This is a genomic window from Undibacterium sp. Rencai35W (assembly GCF_049340185.1).
Taxonomy (GTDB): Bacteria; Pseudomonadota; Gammaproteobacteria; order Burkholderiales; family Burkholderiaceae_D; genus Undibacterium.
On record NZ_JBMPPC010000005.1, the window covers coordinates 1 to 17,242 of the forward strand.

Here is a 17,242-nt window from a genome sequence, read left to right on the forward strand (position 1 = left end):
TGGTCATGCCAGGTGATAACGTCTCCATCACAGTCAAGCTGATCAACCCGATCGCGATGGAAGAAGGTCTGCGTTTCGCGATCCGTGAAGGTGGCCGTACTGTTGGTGCTGGTGTCGTTGCTAAAATTATTGAGTAATAAACTTACCGAACAAATCACCTAAATTAGGTGATTTGTTCGGTGGTTTGCTTTAATTTTGTAGTACACTAGTCGGCTGTCATACTTTTTGGTATGGCAGCCGACTTTTTAGTATTCGTTCTTTGTTTAAAATGCCGTCCCAAATCAGGTGTCGGCTCGTTCTTTATAGGATTGTTATGTCTACAAATCAAAAAATCCGCATCCGCTTGAAAGCGTTTGATTACAAGTTGATCGACCAGTCTGCACTGGAAATCGTTGAAACAGCTAAGCGCACTGGTGCGGTTGTTAAGGGGCCGGTTCCTTTGCCAACGCGTATTCAGCGTTTTGACGTTTTGCGTTCCCCGCATGTGAATAAAACTTCCCGTGATCAATTCGAAATTCGCACTCATCAGCGTTTGATGGATATCGTTGATCCAACAGATAAGACTGTTGATGCGTTGATGAAGTTGGATTTGCCAGCTGGTGTGGATGTTGAGATTAAATTGCAATAAATTTTTCTGAAAATGCCACATACCACAATTTTTGGTATTTTCAAATAATTAGTCTTGTGAAATAAAATTTTGCAGGCTATAATCGAAGGCTTAGATGTGGGTCGGCTTATGCTGACCTATTTGTTTAAGTTTTTTAAACAGTCAGCCCCACCCAATCGTAGGTGGGAATGGAGAAAACAATGAGCTTGGGCCTTGTTGGTCGCAAGGTTGGTATGATGCGTATCTTTACTGATGATGGTGATTCAATTCCAGTCACAGTTTTAGATGTATCTAACAATCGCGTGACACAAATCAAAACTCCTGATACAGACGGTTATTCCGCTGTTCAGGTAACTTTCGGTCAGCGCCGTGCATCCCGCGTAACAAAAGCGGCTGCAGGTCACCTCGCAAAAGCAGGTGTTGAAGCTGGTACTGTCTTAAAAGAATTCCGTGTCGATGCTGCTAAAGCTGCTGAACTCAAGGCGGGTGATGTTGTGCCTGTTGGCTTGTTCGAAGCTGGTCAAAAAGTAGACGTGCAAGGTGTTACGATTGGTAAAGGCTATGCCGGTACTATCAAGCGCCATCACTTCTCTTCTGGTCGTGCAACTCATGGTAACTCTCGTTCACATAACGTGCCAGGTTCTATCGGTATGGCGCAGGATCCAGGTCGTGTTTTTCCTGGTAAGCGTATGACTGGTCACTTGGGTGATGTGAATCGTACTGTGCAAAATCTGGAAATTGCTCGCATTGATGCTGAGCGTCAGTTGTTGCTGGTGAAGGGTGCTGTGCCTGGTGCGAAAAATGGCCAGGTGATTGTATCTCCTGCTATTAAAGTTAAAGCAAAGAAGGGGGCTTAATCTATGGAACTGAAGCTCCTAAACGAACAAGGTCAAGCTGCATCTAATGTTGCTGCTCCTGATACTATTTTCGGTCGTGATTACAACGAAGCTTTGATTCATCAAGTGGTTGTTGCTTTCCAAGCGAATGCTCGTAGTGGCAATCGTAAGCAAAAGGATCGTGAAGAAGTTCATCACACAACCAAAAAGCCTTGGCGTCAAAAAGGTACTGGTCGCGCTCGTGCTGGTATGTCCTCTTCCCCGCTGTGGCGCGGAGGTGGTCGTATATTCCCGAACTCGCCTGATGAGAATTTCTCTCACAAAGTTAACAAGAAGATGTATCGCGCAGGTATTTGCTCGATTCTGTCTCAGTTGGCTCGTGAAGGTCGTTTGAATGTCGTTGATACTCTGGCTGTTGATGCTCCAAAGACAAAATTATTGTCTGATAAGTTGAAGGCAATGGGTTGCTTGGATTCAGTTTTGATTATTACTGAAGAATTCAACGAAAATCTGATGCTGGCTGCTCGCAATCTGGTAAATGTTTTGGTCGTTGAGCCACGCTACGCTGATCCAGTTTCTCTGGTTTTTTACAAGAAAGTGTTGATCACTAAGCCTGCATTGGCAAAGATTGAGGAGATGCTGGCATGAACGCATTAGTAAAGCATAGCGAAGAGCGCCTGATGAAGGTGTTGCTGGCTCCTGTGATTTCTGAGAAGGCAACTATGGTTGCTGAAAAGAATGAGCAGGTGGTTTTTCTGGTAATGCCAGATGCAACCAAGCCAGAAATTAAAGCCGCCGTGGAATTGCTGTTCAAGGTTCAAGTTGAATCTGTTCAAGTTGCAAATCGCCAAGGTAAACAAAAACGTACCGGTAGATTTAATGGCCGTCGCAATCATACAAAACGTGCTTTTGTATGCTTGAAGCCTGGTCAGGAAATCAACTTCACTGAGGGGGCATAAGCATGGCACTCGTTAAGATGAAGCCAACCTCACCAGGTCGTCGCGGTATGGTGAAAGTAGTAACTGAGGGTCTGTATAAAGGCCGTCCGTTTGCTGCTCTGTTGGAAAAAAAATCAAAAACTGCTGGCCGTAATAATAACGGTCACATCACTACCCGCCATATTGGTGGTGGTCACAAGCAGCATTATCGTCTGGTGGACTTCAAGCGTACTAAGGACGGTATTCCTGCAAAAGTTGAGCGTATTGAATACGATCCTAACCGTACTGCGCACATCGCTTTGTTGTGCTATGCGGATGGTGAACGTCAATACATTATTGCAACTAAAGGTATGGCTGTCGGTGATCAGGTAATGAATGGCTCGCAAGCGTCGATCAAATCTGGTAATTGCTTGCCTATTCGCAATATTCCAGTTGGTACTACGATGCATTGCGTCGAAATGCTGCCAGGCAAAGGTGCTCAGATTGCGCGTACAGCCGGTGCTGGTGTTGTGTTGATGGCTCGTGATGGCACTTACGCGCAGGTTCGTTTGCGCTCCGGTGAAGTTCGTCGCATTCACATTGAATGTCGTGCAACGATCGGTGAAGTCGGTAACGGCGAGCACAATTTGCGTAAGATTGGTAAAGCTGGTGCGATGCGTTGGCGCGGTGTTCGTCCTACCGTTCGCGGTGTGGTAATGAACCCGGTCGATCATCCGCACGGTGGTGGTGAAGGTAAAACTGCAGCCGGCCGTCATCCAGTATCGCCATGGGGTCAACAGACCAAGGGTAAGAAGACACGTCGCAACAAGCGTACTACTTCGATGATCGTCTCACGCCGTGGTAAGAAATAAGGGATAACACATGACACGTTCAGCGAAAAAAGGGCCGTTTTGCGACGCCCACTTGGTGAAGAAAGTCGAAACTGCGCAAGCAACTAAAGACAAAAAACCAATTAAGACATGGTCACGCCGTTCGACAATTATGCCGGACTTCATTGGCCTGACGATCGCGGTACATAATGGTAAGCAGCATGTACCAGTATATGTATCCGAAAACATGGTTGGTCACAAACTTGGCGAATTCGCGTTGACTCGTACGTTCAAGGGTCACGCCGCCGATAAAAAGGCTAAGAGATAGGTGCAATGATGGAAACTAAAGCAATTCTGCGCGGTGTGCGTCTGTCTGAGCAAAAAGGTCGCCTGGTGGCTGATCTGATTCGCGGTAAAAAAGTAGATCAAGCATTGAATATCTTGGCCTTCAGCCCGAAAAAAGGCGCAACAATCATCAAGAAAGTGTTGGAGTCTGCAATTGCAAACGCTGAGCACAATGATGGCGCCGACATCGATGAGTTGAAAGTGAAGACTATCTATGTTGAAAAAGGTGCGATCCTGAAGCGCTTCACAGCACGCGCTAAGGGTCGTGGTGATCGTATCTCTAAACAATCCTGTCACATTTACGTGACTGTCGGTAATTAAGGAGTCACGATGGGACAGAAGATACATCCAACCGGTTTTCGTCTTGCGGTAACACGTAACTGGTCATCACGCTGGTATGCAGGCAATGGTAACTTTGCCTCCATGCTTGGTGAAGATCTGAAAGTACGTGCATATCTGAAGAAAAAACTGAAAAACGCATCCGTAGGTCGTATTACTATTGAGCGTCCGGCAAAAAATGCCCGTATTACTATTTATAGCTCCCGCCCGGGTGTTGTAATCGGTAAAAAAGGCGAAGACATTGAAGTGTTGAAGGCTGACCTGGCGAAGTTGATGGGCGTGCCTGTGCATGTCAACATTGAAGAAATTCGCAAGCCAGAAATCGACGCACAATTGATCGCTGATTCCATTGCTCAGCAACTCGAAAAACGTATTATGTTCCGTCGCGCTATGAAGCGTGCGATGCAAAACGCAATGCGTCTGGGTGCTAAGGGTATCAAAATCATGTCTGGCGGTCGTTTGAATGGTATTGAGATCGCACGTAAAGAATGGTATCGCGAAGGCCGCGTGCCTCTGCATACGCTGCGTGCTGATATCGATTATGGCTTCGGCGAAGCATCGACAACTTACGGCATTATTGGCGTTAAGGTATGGGTTTACAAAGGTGACCGTTTAGCTAATGGCGACGCACCGGTGATTGAATCCACTCCGGAAGACGACAAAAAGCGTCGTGGTCCGCGTCGTGATGATGGCAAGCCAAATAGCCGTCCTCGCACTAAGCGCCCAGAAGGACAAAACACACCCGGTACAGCAGCAGCTCCAGCAGCCAAACGTGCTCGCACTAAGGCGGATGGCGTAGCAGCAGCACCGGCTGAGAAAGCAGGAGAATAATCATGCTGCAACCAGCACGCAGAAAGTATCGTAAAGAACAAAAAGGCCGTAACAAGGGTATTTCACATACTCGCGGCACAGCTGTTTCTTTTGGTGAATTTGGTCTGAAGGCGGTTGGCCGTGGTCGTATTACTGCGCGTCAAATCGAAGCGGCACGTCGTGCTATGACTCGTCATATCAAACGTGGTGGCCGTATCTGGATTCGTATTTTTCCGGATAAGCCAATCTCCCAAAAACCAGCGGAAGTTCGTATGGGTAATGGTAAGGGTAATCCTGAGTACTACGTTGCTGAGATTCAACCAGGCAAAATGTTGTATGAGATGGATGGCGTTGATGAAGCGCTGGCACGCGAAGCGTTCCGCTTGGCTGCAGCTAAACTGCCGTTATTGACTACGTTCGTCGTGCGTCAAGTCGGCCAATAATAGGAGTTGTAAATGAAAGTATCTGAACTCCAAAGTAAGGATCAGGCGGCTTTGACGAAAGAACTGAATGAATTGTTGAAGGCTCAGTTCAGCCTGCGTATGCAAATTGCTACGCAACAGCTGAATAATACTTCTCAATTGAAGAAGGTTCGTCGCGATATCGCACGCGTAAAAACTGTCATGAATCAGAAGGATGCCAAATAATGAACGATCAAGTTAAGGTGGCATTGAAGCGCACATTGATTGGCAAGGTTGTTTCTGACAAGATGGACAAGACTGTAACAGTGGTCGTTGAACGTCACGTCAAGCACCCTTTGTATGGCAAAATCATCGTCCGTACTAACAAGTACCATGCACACGATGAAGCAAACCAGGCAAAGGCTGGCGACACTGTTGAGATTCAAGAAGGTCGTCCAATCTCCAAGACTAAAGCTTGGACGGTGACACGTGTGGTTCAAGTTGCTCAAGTTTTATAAAGTTATTGCACAAATCGTTTTTTGATGTAATAATAGTTGGCTGTCATTTGCAAAGCTTGTAAGTGGCAGCCTAAATGCCTTTCTCGACATTAAATATGTTGTGAAAGTAATTAAAAATTCGTCCACCTAATCAGTTGGCTCGTGCATTGTTTGTTGTGTATTGGGTTGGCTGGCGGGACCAAGACTGACTACAGATTTGCATCGTGCGGATTATGTGGATTAAGTTGGGAAAGAGAACATTATGATTCAAACAGAAAGCCGGCTGGAAGTGGCTGACAACACTGGTGCTCGTGAAGTATTGTGCATTAAAGTGTTGGGCGGCTCTAAGCGTCGTTATGCAGGTATCGGTGATGTTATTAAAGTCACTGTGAAATCTGCTGCTCCTCGCGGTCGTGTAAAAAAAGGTGAGATTTACAATGCAGTTGTGGTTCGTACTGCTAAGGGTGTTCGTCGTCAAGATGGCTCTTTGGTAAAGTTCGACAGCAATGCTGCAGTTTTGTTAAATGCAAAGCTTGAGCCTATCGGAACTCGTATTTTCGGCCCAGTGACACGCGAACTGCGTACTGAGCGTTTCATGAAAATCGTTTCGCTTGCTCCAGAAGTGCTGTAAGGGAACGTCATGAGCAAAATTCGTAAAAACGACGAAGTCATCGTCTTAACGGGTAAAGACAAAGGTAAGCGTGGTCAGGTTCAGCAGTGCGTTGGAGCTGATTACGTTGTTGTCGCAGGTGTTAATGTTGCTAAAAAAGCGACTAAGCCTAACCCAATGACTGGCGCAGTTGGTGGCATCGTTGATAAATTGATGCCGATTCATGTTTCCAATGTTGCGTTGTTTAACGCTGCATCTGGTAAAGCAGACCGTGTAGGCTTAAAGGTTGTGGATGGTAAGAAAGTCCGTACCTATAAGTCGACTGGCGAAGTTGTGAAGGCATAACATCATGGCCCGTCTACAAGCATTTTATAAAGAAAAAGTTGTTGCTGATTTGACAGAGAAATTCTCTTACAAATCTTCAATGGAAGTGCCTCGTATCTTGAAAATCACCCTGAACATGGGTTTGTCAGAAGCAGTTGCTGATAAAAAGATCATTGAGCACGCTGTTGGTGATTTGACGAAGATTGCTGGTCAAAAGCCTGTTGTCACTAAAGCGCGCAAAGCTATTGCTGGCTTCAAAATTCGTGAAGGTTATCCAATTGGTTGTATGGTAACTTTGCGTGGCGCTCAAATGTATGAATTCCTGGATCGTTTCATTACAGTGGCTTTGCCGCGTGTACGTGACTTCCGTGGTGTGTCTGGTCGTGCGTTTGATGGTCGTGGTAACTACAATATCGGCGTCAAGGAACAGATTATTTTCCCTGAAATCGAGTACGACAAGATTGACGCGCTGCGTGGTATGAATATCAGTATCACGACGACAGCAAAGACCGACGAAGAAGCGAAAGCCCTTCTCGCCGCATTTAAATTCCCGTTCAGAAACTGAGGTCGCCATGGCAAAACTGGCACTGATTAATCGTGAGCAAAAGCGTGCAGATCTGGTGAAGAAATTCGCTGGCAAACGCGCCGAATTGAAGGCCATCATTGATGACCAATCAAAATCTGAGGAAGAGCGTTATGAAGCTCGCCTCAAATTGCAGGCATTGCCACGTAATTCCAATCCGACTCGTCAGCGCAATCGCTGCGCCTTGACAGGTCGTCCACGTGGAACATTCCGTAAATTCGGTTTGGGCCGTATTAAACTCCGTGAAGTCGCCATGCGTGGTGAAGTTCCGGGTATGACTAAAGCCAGCTGGTAATAGGAGAATATGCAATGAGTATGAGCGATCCTATCGCCGATATGCTGACCCGCATTCGTAACGCGCAAGTTGTTCAAAAGACTGCTGTTGCGATGCCATCTTCCAAAGTAAAGATTGCAATTGCAAGCGTACTTAAAGATGAAGGTTACATTGAGGATTTCGCAGTTGTTGAAGCTGCAGGTAAATCCGAATTGAAAATCGGTTTGAAATATTATGCAGGACGTCCTGTTATTGAGCGCTTGGAACGTGTTTCACGTCCTGGTCTTCGTATTTACAAAGGTAAAGACGAAATCCCAAGTGTGATGAACGGTTTGGGAGTGGCGATTGTTTCCACACCAAAAGGCGTCATGACTGACCGCAAAGCACGCGCAACCGGTGTCGGTGGCGAAGTTATTTGCTACGTCGCCTAAGGAGTGCAAGATGTCACGAGTAGGTAAAATGCCAATCGCTTTGCCAGCAGGTGCAGAAGTTAAGATCTCGGCAGAAGCGATTTCAGTAAAAGGCCCAATGGGCGCGATGACTCAAGGCTTAAACGGCTTGGTCACAATAGCGAACGATAACGGCACTTTGAGTTTTTCACCAGCCAATGATGGTCGTGAAGCCAATGCAATGACAGGCACATTACGTGCTCTGGTCAATAACATGGTTAACGGCGTTACTAAAGGCTTCGAAAGAAAACTCACTTTGGTTGGCGTTGGTTATAAAGCGCAAGCACAAGGCGACAAATTAAATTTGTCCTTGGGTTTTTCACATCCAGTTGTGCACCAAATGCCGGAAGGCGTAACGTGCGCTACACCAACACCTACTGAGATCCTGATTAAAGGGATCAACAAGCAGCAAGTAGGTCAGGTAGCAGCTGAAGTCCGTGCATACCGCAGCCCAGAGCCTTATAAAGGCAAGGGTGTCCGCTACGCGGACGAAGTGGTTGTGATTAAAGAAACCAAGAAGAAGTAATAGGGGTTGACGATGGACAAGAAACAATCACGTCTGCGCCGCGCGACTCAAACCCGTGCCAAGATCGCAGAACTCAAGGTGAACCGCTTGGCGGTACACCGTACAAATCTGCATATCTACGCAAACATCATTGGCCCAGATGCCAAAGTGTTAGCGTCGGCTTCTACCCTAGAGGCAGAAGTTCGTGCAGAGTTGGCAGCAGCGTCTGGCAATGGTGGCAATGCAGCTGCGGCAACATTGATCGGCAAGCGCGTTGCAGAGAAAGCATTGAAAGCAGGGGTTACCGAAGTCGCGTTTGATCGCTCCGGTTTCCGTTACCACGGCCGCATCAAGGCGTTGGCAGAAGCCGCGCGTGAAGCTGGTCTGAAGTTCTAAGGAAAATTCGTCATGGCAAAAATGCAAGCGAAAACGGCAGCCGACAAGCCAGATGATGGCATGCGCGAAAAAATGATCGCGATCAACCGTGTAACCAAAGTGGTTAAAGGTGGTCGTATCATGGGTTTCGCAGCACTGACAGTCGTTGGTGACGGTGATGGCCGTATCGGTATGGGTAAGGGAAAATCGAAAGAAGTTCCTGTCGCCGTACAAAAAGCAATGGAAGAAGCACGTCGCAAGATGATCAAGGTGACTTTAAACAACGGTACTTTGCAGCATGCCGTTACAGGCCGCCATGGTGCATCCAAAGTGATGATCATGCCAGCTAAAGAAGGTACTGGCGTTATTGCGGGCGGACCAATGCGCGCTATTTTCGAAGTATTGGGTGTGGTTAACGTCGTTGCTAAATCCAACGGCTCCACTAATCCATACAATATGGTTCGTGCAACTTTGGATGGTTTGTCCAAAATGAGTACGCCATCGGAAATCGCTGCGAAACGTGGCAAGTCCGTTGAAGAAATTCTGGGCTAAGGTGAGCGAAATGACAAAGACAGTAAAAGTAACTTTGGTCAAAGGCTTGATCGGGACTCGTGAGTCTCATCGCGCTACAGTCCGTGGGTTGGGTTTGCGTCGTGTGAATTCAGTTTCTGAATTGCAAGACACACCATCCGTACGTGGCATGATCAACAAAGTCTCGTATCTTGTGAAGGTTGTATCGTAAGCCGTTAGGTTTGCGATCGGAGCAAATTATGGAATTAAATACAATCCAGCCAGCAGATGGCGCAAAACACTACAAACGTCGTGTTGGTCGCGGTATCGGTTCTGGTTTAGGTAAGACAGCAGGCCGTGGTCATAAAGGTCAAAAGTCTCGTTCAGGTGGTTTTCATAAAGTCGGTTTTGAAGGCGGTCAAATGCCTTTGCAACGTCGCTTGCCTAAGCGTGGTTTTAAATCCTTGGCAACGCCGTACAAAGCAGAAGTTCGTCTGACAGATCTGGAAAATTTACCAGTGACTGAAATCGATATTCTAGCCTTGAAACAAGCTGGTGTAGTGTCTGAATTGGCTCGCGTTGTTCGCGTGATCCTGGCAGGTACAATCACTAAAAAAGTAACTTTGAACGGTTTAATCGCTACAAAAGGCGCTAAAGCTGCAATCGAAGCTGCTGGCGGCTCAGTCGCTTAATCAGTGCTGACACTGGAGCAATAATTGGCAACATCTCCACAACAAGCTAAAAGTGCCGCCAGTGGTTTTCCTTGGGGAAGACTCTGGTTCTTGCTGGGGGCACTAGTTGTATATAGGATAGGTGCGCACATACCGGTTCCAGGCATTGATCCTAATGCATTGGCTGATTTATTTAAGCAAAACCAAGGTGGTATTTTGGGGATGTTTAATATGTTTTCCGGTGGTGCATTGTCACGATTCGCTGTGCTTGCACTAGGGATCACACCGTATATCTCTGCATCTATTATCATGCAGTTGATGTCGATAGTCTCGCCTCAATTAGAAGCCTTAAAAAAAGAAGGTGAATCTGGTCGTCGTAAGATTACACAATATACGCGTTATGGAACCTTGTTGCTCGCAACTTTACAGGCTTATTTCATTGCCTTCGGTCTTGAAGCTCAGCCCGGACTGGTGATTGACCCTGGCGTGGCATTCCGCTTCACTACGACAGTCACTTTGGTTACCGGCACCATGTTTTTAATGTGGTTAGGTGAGCAAATTACTGAGCGTGGATTAGGGAACGGTATTTCGATCATCATTTTTGCAGGTATCGCAGCAGGTTTGCCCAATGGTTTGGCTAGTCTGTTTGAACTGGTTCGTACAGGTTCTATGAATGCTTTATCTGCATTATTGATTTGCTTGATTGCCGCTGCAGTAACCTTCTTTGTGGTATTCGTGGAGCGTGGTCAGCGTAAAATTCTGGTCAATTATGCGAAGCGTCAAGTAGGAAATAAAGTATACGGTGGGCAAAGCAGTCACTTGCCGTTGAAGCTTAATATGGCTGGTGTAATTCCTCCGATTTTTGCTTCTTCTATTATTTTGTTTCCTGCGACGATTACAAGTTGGTTCACCAAAGGTATGGAGTCTTCAGATAGCGGTTTTATTCGCTTCTTAAAAGATCTCTCTGCATCGATGGCTCCTGGCGAACCGATTCATGCTTTGTTATACGCCGTTGCAATTATTTTCTTCTGTTTTTTCTACACTGCTTTAGTTTTTAATAGCAAAGAAACTGCAGATAACTTGAAAAAGAGCGGTGCATTTGTACCAGGTATTCGCCCAGGTGATCAAACAGCGCGTTATATCGATAAAATTTTGATGCGTCTGACTTTGGCCGGAGCGTTTTACATTACTTTGGTTTGTTTGTTGCCAGAGTTCTTGGTGGCACACTGGAAGGTTCCATTTTACTTCGGCGGTACATCATTATTGATTATCGTGGTAGTGACAATGGACTTCATGGCACAAGTGCAGAACTATGTGATGTCACAGCAATACGAATCGCTTCTTCGTAAAGCAAATTTCAAGGGTGGCATACCTTCAAGGTAGCACTCAGAGGAACAGCAGACCGAATGGCAAAAGACGACGTTATACAGATGCAGGGTGAGATTCTTGAGAATCTTCCAAATGCAACATTTCGAGTTAAGTTGGAAAACGGGCATATTGTACTAGGCCATATTTCTGGAAAAATGCGTATGAATTATATTCGTATTCTTCCAGGCGATAAGGTGACAGTGGAATTGACGCCTTATGATTTGAGCCGGGCGCGAATAGTGTTCCGTACTAAGTAACCAAGTAAAGAAGGAAGAGGGCAAAAAATGAAAGTTCTCGCATCAGTTAAGCGGATTTGCCGCAATTGCAAGATCATCAAGCGCAAAGGTGTAGTTCGTGTAATTTGCACAGAACCACGCCATAAACAGCGTCAAGGTTAATTCAGGTTATTGACGAGGAATAACGAATGGCACGTATCGCAGGGGTTAATATCCCAAATCATCAGCATACCGTAATCGGCTTAACAGCTATCTATGGTATTGGCCGCCCACGCGCAGAAGACATCTGCGCCGCTACCGGTGTTTTAACTAATAAAAAAGTTAAAGATCTGGACGACAACGAACTGGAAAAACTCCGCGACGAGATTGCAAAATTCGTCGTAGAGGGTGACTTGCGTCGTGAACTCTCGATGAACATCAAGCGTTTGATGGACTTAGGTTGCTACCGCGGCCTGCGTCATCGTAAGGGCTTGCCTTGCCGTGGTCAACGTACACGTACGAATGCTCGTACACGTAAGGGCCCACGTAAAGCAGCGCAATCTTTGAAGAAATAATCTAGGTAACTAGATTCAAGGAAATATTATGGCAAAAGCACAAAATAACGCAGCAGCAGCCCGCGCTCGTAAAAAAGTTAAAAAGAACGTAGCCGAGGGTATTGCCCACGTACACGCTTCATTTAACAATACCATCATCACGATCACTGATCGTCAAGGCAATGCGCTGTCATGGGCAACTGCTGGTGGTGCGGGTTTCAAAGGTTCACGTAAATCTACACCGTTTGCAGCGCAGGTTGCAGCAGAAGCAGCTGGTAAAGTTGCCGTAGAATGCGGCATCAAAAATCTGGAAGTTCGTATCAAAGGCCCAGGCCCAGGTCGCGAATCTTCAGTGCGCGCGTTGAACAATCTGGGTATTAAAATTTCCCTGATTCAAGACGTGACTCCAGTTCCGCATAACGGTTGCCGCCCTCCAAAGCGTCGTCGTATCTAAGCAGATTTATTTTCTGCTGGCGTTCTTGCGGAATCTCCGTTAGAATGCAGGCCCGCCATTTCGTTGGCGGGTTTTGTGTTGTGGAAGTTTTAGAATTGACAAAGACACCGTCTTTGTTGTTAAGACCACCGTCTGATTGCAGGCAGATCAGACTAGCGTAGTGTAGAAAACATTACGTCATTTACAAGGAAAATATCGTGGCACGTTATATCGGACCAAAAGCAAAATTATCCCGTCGCGAAGGCACGGATCTGTTTTTAAAGAGCGCACGTCGTTCATTAGATTCAAAATGCAAACTCGATGCAAAACCAGGTCAGCATGGTCGCACTTCCGGTGCTCGTACTTCTGATTTCGGTAACCAGTTGCGCGAAAAGCAAAAAGTTAAACGTATGTACGGCGTTTTGGAACGTCAGTTCCGCCGTTACTTTGCTGAAGCTGACCGTCAAAAAGGCAACACAGGCGAAACACTGTTGAAGTTGCTGGAATCCCGTCTGGACAACGTTGCTTATCGTATGGGCTTCGGTTCCACTCGCGCTGAAGCACGTCAGCTGGTAAGTCACAAAGCATTCACAGTAAATAATATCGTAGTGAATATCGCTTCCTACCAAGTTAAAGCTGGTGATGTTGTTGCTGTTCGTGAAAAATCAAAAAAACAAGTACGTATCGTTGAAGCGCTTTCTTTGGCAGAGCAAACTGGTATGCCTTCCTGGGTCGCTGTAGATCCAAAGAAAATGGAAGGTACTTTCAAGTCTATGCCAGATCGTAGCGATATCGCTCATGATGTCAACGAATCTCTGATCGTTGAATTGTACTCACGTTAATATTCAAGTTTCACCGCCTGCCTATTTTTTGATAGGCAGGCTTTTTTCTTTAATGCCATCAGCCTTATCGACGTAACGAGTCGAGGGTATTGAAAAGGACATTGTTATGCAAAACAATCTATTGAAGCCACGCATTATTGACGTGGAAATGTTGGGTGCTGGTCACGCTAAAGTTGTGATGGAGCCATTCGAACGTGGTTATGGTCATACATTAGGCAATGCTTTACGTCGTGTATTGTTGTCTTCTATGGTTGGTTACGCGCCGACAGAAGTTACTATCGCCGGTATCGTTCATGAATATTCATCTTTAGATGGTGTTCAAGAAGACGTTGTAGATATTTTGTTGAACTTGAAAGGCATCGTCTTCAAGTTGCATAACCGTGATGAAGTCACGCTGACATTAAAGAAAGATGGCGAAGGCGCAGTACTGGCCTCTGATATCGACTTGCCGCATGATGTAGAGCTGATTAATCCAGATCACGTTATTGCTAATCTGACAGCCGGCGGTAAGCTGGATATGCAGATTAAGGTTGAAAAAGGCCGCGGCTATGTGCCAGGTAACGTTCGGCGTCTGTCAGAAGATGCGAACAAAACGATCGGTCGTATGATACTGGATGCGTCATTTTCGCCAGTACGCCGTGTATCCTATTCTGTTGAGTCCGCGCGTGTAGAGCAGCGTACAGATCTGGATAAACTGGTCATTAATATCGAAACGAATGGTGTTATTACGCCAGAAGAGGCGATTCGCCAGTCCGCCCGAGTTTTAGTTGATCAATTGAATGTCTTCGCTGCTCTGGAGGGTACAGAAGCTGCTGCTGAAGCGCCATCGCGCGCACCGGCAGTTGATCCGGTTCTGTTGCGTCCAGTCGATGATTTGGAATTGACAGTACGTTCAGCTAACTGTTTGAAAGCAGAAAACATTTACTACATTGGTGATCTGATCCAACGTAGCGAGAATGAATTGTTGAAGACACCAAATCTGGGTCGCAAATCTTTGAACGAGATCAAAGAGGTTCTGGCTTCCCGTGGCTTGTCTCTCGGCATGAAATTGGAAAACTGGCCACCAGCTGGCCTGGAAAAGTAATTTATGGTCACGCCTGAATAGTAAATTTATTCAGGCTGTTCAATAAATTAGTAGTAAGTAGTATCGGTTGTATCAGTAGTCTCAAGCAATTACCGGCCCGCACTGTAAAACCCAGTGATAGAAGAGCTGGAATTATTTTAAAAATCTGAAAGGAAATATCATGCGTCATCGTCACGGCTTACGTAAGCTGAATCGTACCTCTTCCCACCGTCTGGCAATGCTGCGCAACATGACAGTATCGTTGCTGCGCCACGAAGCTATTAAAACAACTTTACCAAAAGCAAAAGAATTACGCCGTGTTATCGAGCCGATTCTGACTTTGGGTAAAACAGACACATTGGCTAACAAGCGTTTGGCTTTCTCCCGTTTGCGTGATCGGGAAATGGTCTTGAAACTGTTCGCTGAACTTGGCCCACGTTACGCAAATCGTAATGGTGGTTACCTGCGTATCTTGAAAATGGGTTTCCGTGTTGGTGACAACGCGCCTATGGCCTACGTAGAACTGTTAGATCGTCCAGAAGTTACTGATGTTGATGCAGCGCCGACAGCAGAGTAACTTGCTGTTTGTATAAAGCGTCAAAAAAGCCAGGCATTGCCTGGCTTTTTTACATTCGTACGTATCATAAGGCGACGGGCATGATCAGTCAGACCTTGTTAGAATCATGGATTATCTATTTCCAGAATGAGTGCACAAATATGGATAAAGTGTTGCTCGTTATGACCAATGTGCCGGATGAAGCCGTCGCTCAGGCGATTATTCACTCCGCTCTGGAAAATAAATTAGCTGCTTGGGTGAACGTAATGCCAGCAATCAGGTCTTTCTATAATTGGAATGACATACCTCAGGTTGCAACAGAAATTGCCTTGCTGATCAAAACGAGCGAAGCAAAATATACGGCTTTACAAACTCTTATCCAGAGCATTCATCCTTACGAAATACCAGAAATTATCGGCATTCCCATCACGCAAGGCTTACCGGCTTATCTGCAATGGGTTCTCCATGAAACAGGATCTGCATGAAAACTTTTACGACGTATTCTCAAGTTCGCTTTTCAAACGGCTTGTCTAAGTTCCATATTAGATGGACTGCTTTCCTCAGCTTATTCATTGCGTTAGCAACGACATTTACCTCAATCAAGGCAGAGGATTTTTTAGACCCTGAGGTCGCATTCAAAGTCGGCGCCAAAATGAGTGAGCCCGGCGTTGCTGAGGTCAGTTTTCACATTGCTGATGGCTACTATTTATATCGCGAACGTTTGAAGTTTGTTTCGACCGATAGCAAATTAGGTGAGCCAGTGCTGCCTAAAGGTAAAGTCAAGTTTGATGAAACCTTTCAAAAAGAAGTCGAAACTTATCGCCACGATATTGTAGTGAGAGTTCCAATACAAGCTTCTGGTAATTTTAATTTGAGAGTGACCAGTCAGGGTTGTGCCGATCAGGGATTGTGTTATCCGCCGCAAGAGGCGGTATTTACACTTGCTGGTGCCGATGCGTCGGCTAAGGTGGACACCTCCGTGACCAAACCAGTTTCTGATGGCGCCAATAGCCAGGGTCAGACCTCAACTACTGAGATCAGCAGCATCAGCGCTGCATTGAAGAGTGGTAAGTTAATCGTCATTCTGCCTTTATTCTTCTTACTAGGACTGGGTTTGTCGTTCACACCTTGTGTACTGCCTATGGTGCCTATTTTGTCGTTCATTATCGTTGGTGAAGGCACCTCGGTGCGCCGTAGTCGTGGGTTTCTGTTGTCTATGATGTATGCGCTTGGTATGGCGCTTGTTTACACCGCATTGGGCGTTGCTGCCGGACTCCTGGGTGAGGGCTTGGCGGCAACATTACAAAATCCTTGGGTGCTTAGCGCGTTTGCCTTGCTCATGGTGATTTTGTCTCTTGCCATGTTTGGTGTGTATCAGTTACAGGTACCTGCCGCGTTGCAAACAAAACTGACGGTTGCATCTGAAGGTCAGCGCAACGGTAAGTTAATTGGCGTCTTTTTAATGGGGGCAATGTCGGCACTCATTGTCGGTCCTTGTGTCGCGGCGCCACTGGCCGGTGCTTTGGTCTATATCAGTCAAACCCGTGATGTGGTTGTTGGCGGTTCTGCCTTATTTGCGATGGCAATGGGAATGAGCGTTCCTTTGTTATTAGTTGGTTTGTCTGCGGGTAGCCTGCTACCGCGCGCAGGTGCCTGGATGGAAAGCATCAAGCGTTTCTTTGGCGTGCTCATGCTCGCGATGGCAATCTGGATGGTTTCGCCGGTGATACCCGTCTGGTCACAAATGGTAGCTTGGTCTGTATTGCTGATCAGCTACGCTATCTATCTGCTGTTTTTGCACAAAGGGAATTTGTATTCAAAAGGATTCGCCATTATTTTTGCTTTGGCTGGTGCGGCTCAATTAGCCGGTGTTCTCACCGGGGGACGAGATGTTTTTGCCCCGCTGGCACATCTGACGGGCGGACAAAAACATGGTGTTAGCTTTACGCGAGTCAGGTCGGTTGCAGAACTAGATGCCGCCATCGCACAATCTAAAGGTAAGACAGCAGTGCTCGATTTCTACGCGGACTGGTGTGTGTCATGTAAAGAAATGGAAAAACTCACCTTCACCGACGACAAAGTCAAAGCGCAGATGGAACAAATGTTGTTATTGCAGGTTGATGTGACCGCCAATAATGCCGACGATAAGGCGCTCTTAAAACGCTTTAATTTATTCGGACCACCAGGGATTATTTTCTTCAATAAGCGCGGTGAGGAAATTGCCTCTGGCCGTGTCATTGGTTACCAAAATGCAGAGAAATTTTTGACATCGCTAGGTGAGGTGAATATCGAGTAGTGAGCAGAGAGTACGTTGAAGACTAATGCCGG

General features: G+C 46.3%; 31 protein-coding genes and 1 pseudogene. All 32 read left to right on the plus strand.

What is annotated here, in order from left to right:
- Positions 1-137 (plus strand): annotated as a pseudogene (gene tuf, locus ACO0K3_RS11860) (elongation factor Tu); the annotation flags it as partial.
- 176 nt (positions 138-313) lie between these two features.
- Entirely contained in the window at positions 314-628 is a 315-nt protein-coding gene (gene rpsJ / locus ACO0K3_RS11865; RefSeq protein ID WP_262834989.1) for a 30S ribosomal protein S10, read from the plus strand.
- Between the two features lie 179 nt (positions 629-807).
- Entirely contained in the window at positions 808-1,464 is a 657-nt protein-coding gene (rplC, locus tag ACO0K3_RS11870) for a 50S ribosomal protein L3 (RefSeq protein WP_422954726.1), read from the plus strand.
- Positions 1,465-1,467: 3 nt separating this feature from the next.
- Positions 1,468-2,091, plus strand: a complete 624-nt coding sequence (gene rplD, locus ACO0K3_RS11875; RefSeq protein WP_262834991.1) for a 50S ribosomal protein L4 — start codon at positions 1,468-1,470, stop codon at positions 2,089-2,091.
- On the plus strand, positions 2,088-2,402 hold the full coding sequence (gene rplW / locus ACO0K3_RS11880) for a 50S ribosomal protein L23 (RefSeq protein ID WP_354330054.1): 315 nt from the start codon (positions 2,088-2,090) through the stop codon (positions 2,400-2,402). Before rplD ends, rplW begins: the two co-directional genes overlap by 4 nt.
- A 2-nt stretch (positions 2,403-2,404) precedes the next feature.
- Positions 2,405-3,232, plus strand: a complete 828-nt coding sequence (rplB, locus tag ACO0K3_RS11885; protein ID WP_422954724.1) for a 50S ribosomal protein L2 — start codon at positions 2,405-2,407, stop codon at positions 3,230-3,232.
- A 10-nt stretch (positions 3,233-3,242) separates the two neighbouring features.
- Complete coding sequence (gene rpsS, locus ACO0K3_RS11890; protein ID WP_262834994.1) at positions 3,243-3,518, plus strand: 30S ribosomal protein S19; 276 nt, start codon at positions 3,243-3,245, stop codon at positions 3,516-3,518.
- A 5-nt stretch (positions 3,519-3,523) separates the two neighbouring features.
- Positions 3,524-3,856, plus strand: coding sequence for a 50S ribosomal protein L22 (rplV, locus tag ACO0K3_RS11895; protein ID WP_188566867.1), 333 nt, complete (start codon positions 3,524-3,526; stop codon positions 3,854-3,856).
- A 9-nt stretch (positions 3,857-3,865) separates the two neighbouring features.
- Entirely contained in the window at positions 3,866-4,705 is an 840-nt protein-coding gene (gene rpsC, locus ACO0K3_RS11900; protein WP_422960204.1) for a 30S ribosomal protein S3, read from the plus strand.
- Between the two features lie 2 nt (positions 4,706-4,707).
- Complete coding sequence (rplP, locus tag ACO0K3_RS11905; protein ID WP_188566869.1) at positions 4,708-5,127, plus strand: 50S ribosomal protein L16; 420 nt, start codon at positions 4,708-4,710, stop codon at positions 5,125-5,127.
- 12 nt (positions 5,128-5,139) lie between these two features.
- Positions 5,140-5,331, plus strand: coding sequence for a 50S ribosomal protein L29 (gene rpmC, locus ACO0K3_RS11910; RefSeq protein ID WP_422984863.1), 192 nt, complete (start codon positions 5,140-5,142; stop codon positions 5,329-5,331).
- Positions 5,331-5,603 (plus strand): 30S ribosomal protein S17, encoded by a 273-nt coding sequence (rpsQ, locus tag ACO0K3_RS11915; RefSeq protein ID WP_422954722.1) that lies wholly within the window; start codon positions 5,331-5,333, stop codon positions 5,601-5,603. Before rpmC ends, rpsQ begins: the two co-directional genes overlap by 1 nt.
- A 241-nt stretch (positions 5,604-5,844) precedes the next feature.
- Complete coding sequence (gene rplN, locus ACO0K3_RS11920; protein ID WP_016836029.1) at positions 5,845-6,213, plus strand: 50S ribosomal protein L14; 369 nt, start codon at positions 5,845-5,847, stop codon at positions 6,211-6,213.
- Positions 6,214-6,222: 9 nt separating this feature from the next.
- On the plus strand, positions 6,223-6,537 hold the full coding sequence (rplX, locus tag ACO0K3_RS11925; protein ID WP_422954721.1) for a 50S ribosomal protein L24: 315 nt from the start codon (positions 6,223-6,225) through the stop codon (positions 6,535-6,537).
- A 4-nt stretch (positions 6,538-6,541) separates the two neighbouring features.
- Positions 6,542-7,081, plus strand: a complete 540-nt coding sequence (gene rplE / locus ACO0K3_RS11930; RefSeq protein ID WP_422954720.1) for a 50S ribosomal protein L5 — start codon at positions 6,542-6,544, stop codon at positions 7,079-7,081.
- Positions 7,082-7,088: 7 nt separating this feature from the next.
- Positions 7,089-7,394: a 30S ribosomal protein S14 gene (gene rpsN, locus ACO0K3_RS11935; RefSeq protein WP_153236341.1), complete on the plus strand. Its 306-nt coding sequence runs from the start codon at positions 7,089-7,091 to the stop codon at positions 7,392-7,394.
- Positions 7,395-7,408: 14 nt separating this feature from the next.
- Entirely contained in the window at positions 7,409-7,804 is a 396-nt protein-coding gene (gene rpsH, locus ACO0K3_RS11940; RefSeq protein ID WP_422960205.1) for a 30S ribosomal protein S8, read from the plus strand.
- 10 nt (positions 7,805-7,814) lie between these two features.
- Entirely contained in the window at positions 7,815-8,348 is a 534-nt protein-coding gene (gene rplF / locus ACO0K3_RS11945) for a 50S ribosomal protein L6 (protein ID WP_422984865.1), read from the plus strand.
- A 12-nt stretch (positions 8,349-8,360) separates the two neighbouring features.
- Positions 8,361-8,723, plus strand: a complete 363-nt coding sequence (rplR, locus tag ACO0K3_RS11950) for a 50S ribosomal protein L18 (RefSeq protein WP_422954718.1) — start codon at positions 8,361-8,363, stop codon at positions 8,721-8,723.
- Positions 8,724-8,735: 12 nt separating this feature from the next.
- On the plus strand, positions 8,736-9,254 hold the full coding sequence (gene rpsE, locus ACO0K3_RS11955; protein ID WP_262835004.1) for a 30S ribosomal protein S5: 519 nt from the start codon (positions 8,736-8,738) through the stop codon (positions 9,252-9,254).
- 10 nt (positions 9,255-9,264) lie between these two features.
- Entirely contained in the window at positions 9,265-9,444 is a 180-nt protein-coding gene (gene rpmD / locus ACO0K3_RS11960; RefSeq protein ID WP_126771746.1) for a 50S ribosomal protein L30, read from the plus strand.
- A 28-nt stretch (positions 9,445-9,472) separates the two neighbouring features.
- Positions 9,473-9,904, plus strand: coding sequence for a 50S ribosomal protein L15 (gene rplO / locus ACO0K3_RS11965; RefSeq protein WP_262835007.1), 432 nt, complete (start codon positions 9,473-9,475; stop codon positions 9,902-9,904).
- 24 nt (positions 9,905-9,928) lie between these two features.
- Positions 9,929-11,266: a preprotein translocase subunit SecY gene (secY, locus tag ACO0K3_RS11970; RefSeq protein WP_422984867.1), complete on the plus strand. Its 1,338-nt coding sequence runs from the start codon at positions 9,929-9,931 to the stop codon at positions 11,264-11,266.
- A gap of 23 nt (positions 11,267-11,289) precedes the next feature.
- On the plus strand, positions 11,290-11,508 hold the full coding sequence (gene infA, locus ACO0K3_RS11975) for a translation initiation factor IF-1 (protein ID WP_014004414.1): 219 nt from the start codon (positions 11,290-11,292) through the stop codon (positions 11,506-11,508).
- A 27-nt stretch (positions 11,509-11,535) separates the two neighbouring features.
- Positions 11,536-11,649 (plus strand): 50S ribosomal protein L36, encoded by a 114-nt coding sequence (gene rpmJ / locus ACO0K3_RS11980; RefSeq protein WP_014004415.1) that lies wholly within the window; start codon positions 11,536-11,538, stop codon positions 11,647-11,649.
- 26 nt (positions 11,650-11,675) lie between these two features.
- Entirely contained in the window at positions 11,676-12,041 is a 366-nt protein-coding gene (gene rpsM / locus ACO0K3_RS11985) for a 30S ribosomal protein S13 (RefSeq protein WP_262835013.1), read from the plus strand.
- A 28-nt stretch (positions 12,042-12,069) separates the two neighbouring features.
- Positions 12,070-12,474, plus strand: coding sequence for a 30S ribosomal protein S11 (rpsK, locus tag ACO0K3_RS11990; protein WP_110255932.1), 405 nt, complete (start codon positions 12,070-12,072; stop codon positions 12,472-12,474).
- Positions 12,475-12,671: 197 nt separating this feature from the next.
- The gene (rpsD, locus tag ACO0K3_RS11995; protein WP_422984869.1) at positions 12,672-13,295 is read left to right on the plus strand and encodes a 30S ribosomal protein S4; all 624 of its coding nucleotides are present in this window, start codon (positions 12,672-12,674) and stop codon (positions 13,293-13,295) included.
- A gap of 106 nt (positions 13,296-13,401) precedes the next feature.
- Entirely contained in the window at positions 13,402-14,379 is a 978-nt protein-coding gene (locus ACO0K3_RS12000; protein ID WP_262835015.1) for a DNA-directed RNA polymerase subunit alpha, read from the plus strand.
- Positions 14,380-14,539: 160 nt separating this feature from the next.
- The gene (gene rplQ, locus ACO0K3_RS12005) at positions 14,540-14,935 is read left to right on the plus strand and encodes a 50S ribosomal protein L17 (RefSeq protein WP_262835016.1); all 396 of its coding nucleotides are present in this window, start codon (positions 14,540-14,542) and stop codon (positions 14,933-14,935) included.
- Between the two features lie 80 nt (positions 14,936-15,015).
- Positions 15,016-15,399, plus strand: coding sequence for a divalent-cation tolerance protein CutA (gene cutA, locus ACO0K3_RS12010; RefSeq protein ID WP_422984871.1), 384 nt, complete (start codon positions 15,016-15,018; stop codon positions 15,397-15,399).
- On the plus strand, positions 15,396-17,210 hold the full coding sequence (gene dsbD / locus ACO0K3_RS12015) for a protein-disulfide reductase DsbD (protein WP_422984873.1): 1,815 nt from the start codon (positions 15,396-15,398) through the stop codon (positions 17,208-17,210). The genes cutA and dsbD overlap by 4 nt, the downstream gene beginning before the upstream one ends.
- Positions 17,211-17,242: the final 32 nt, after the last annotated feature.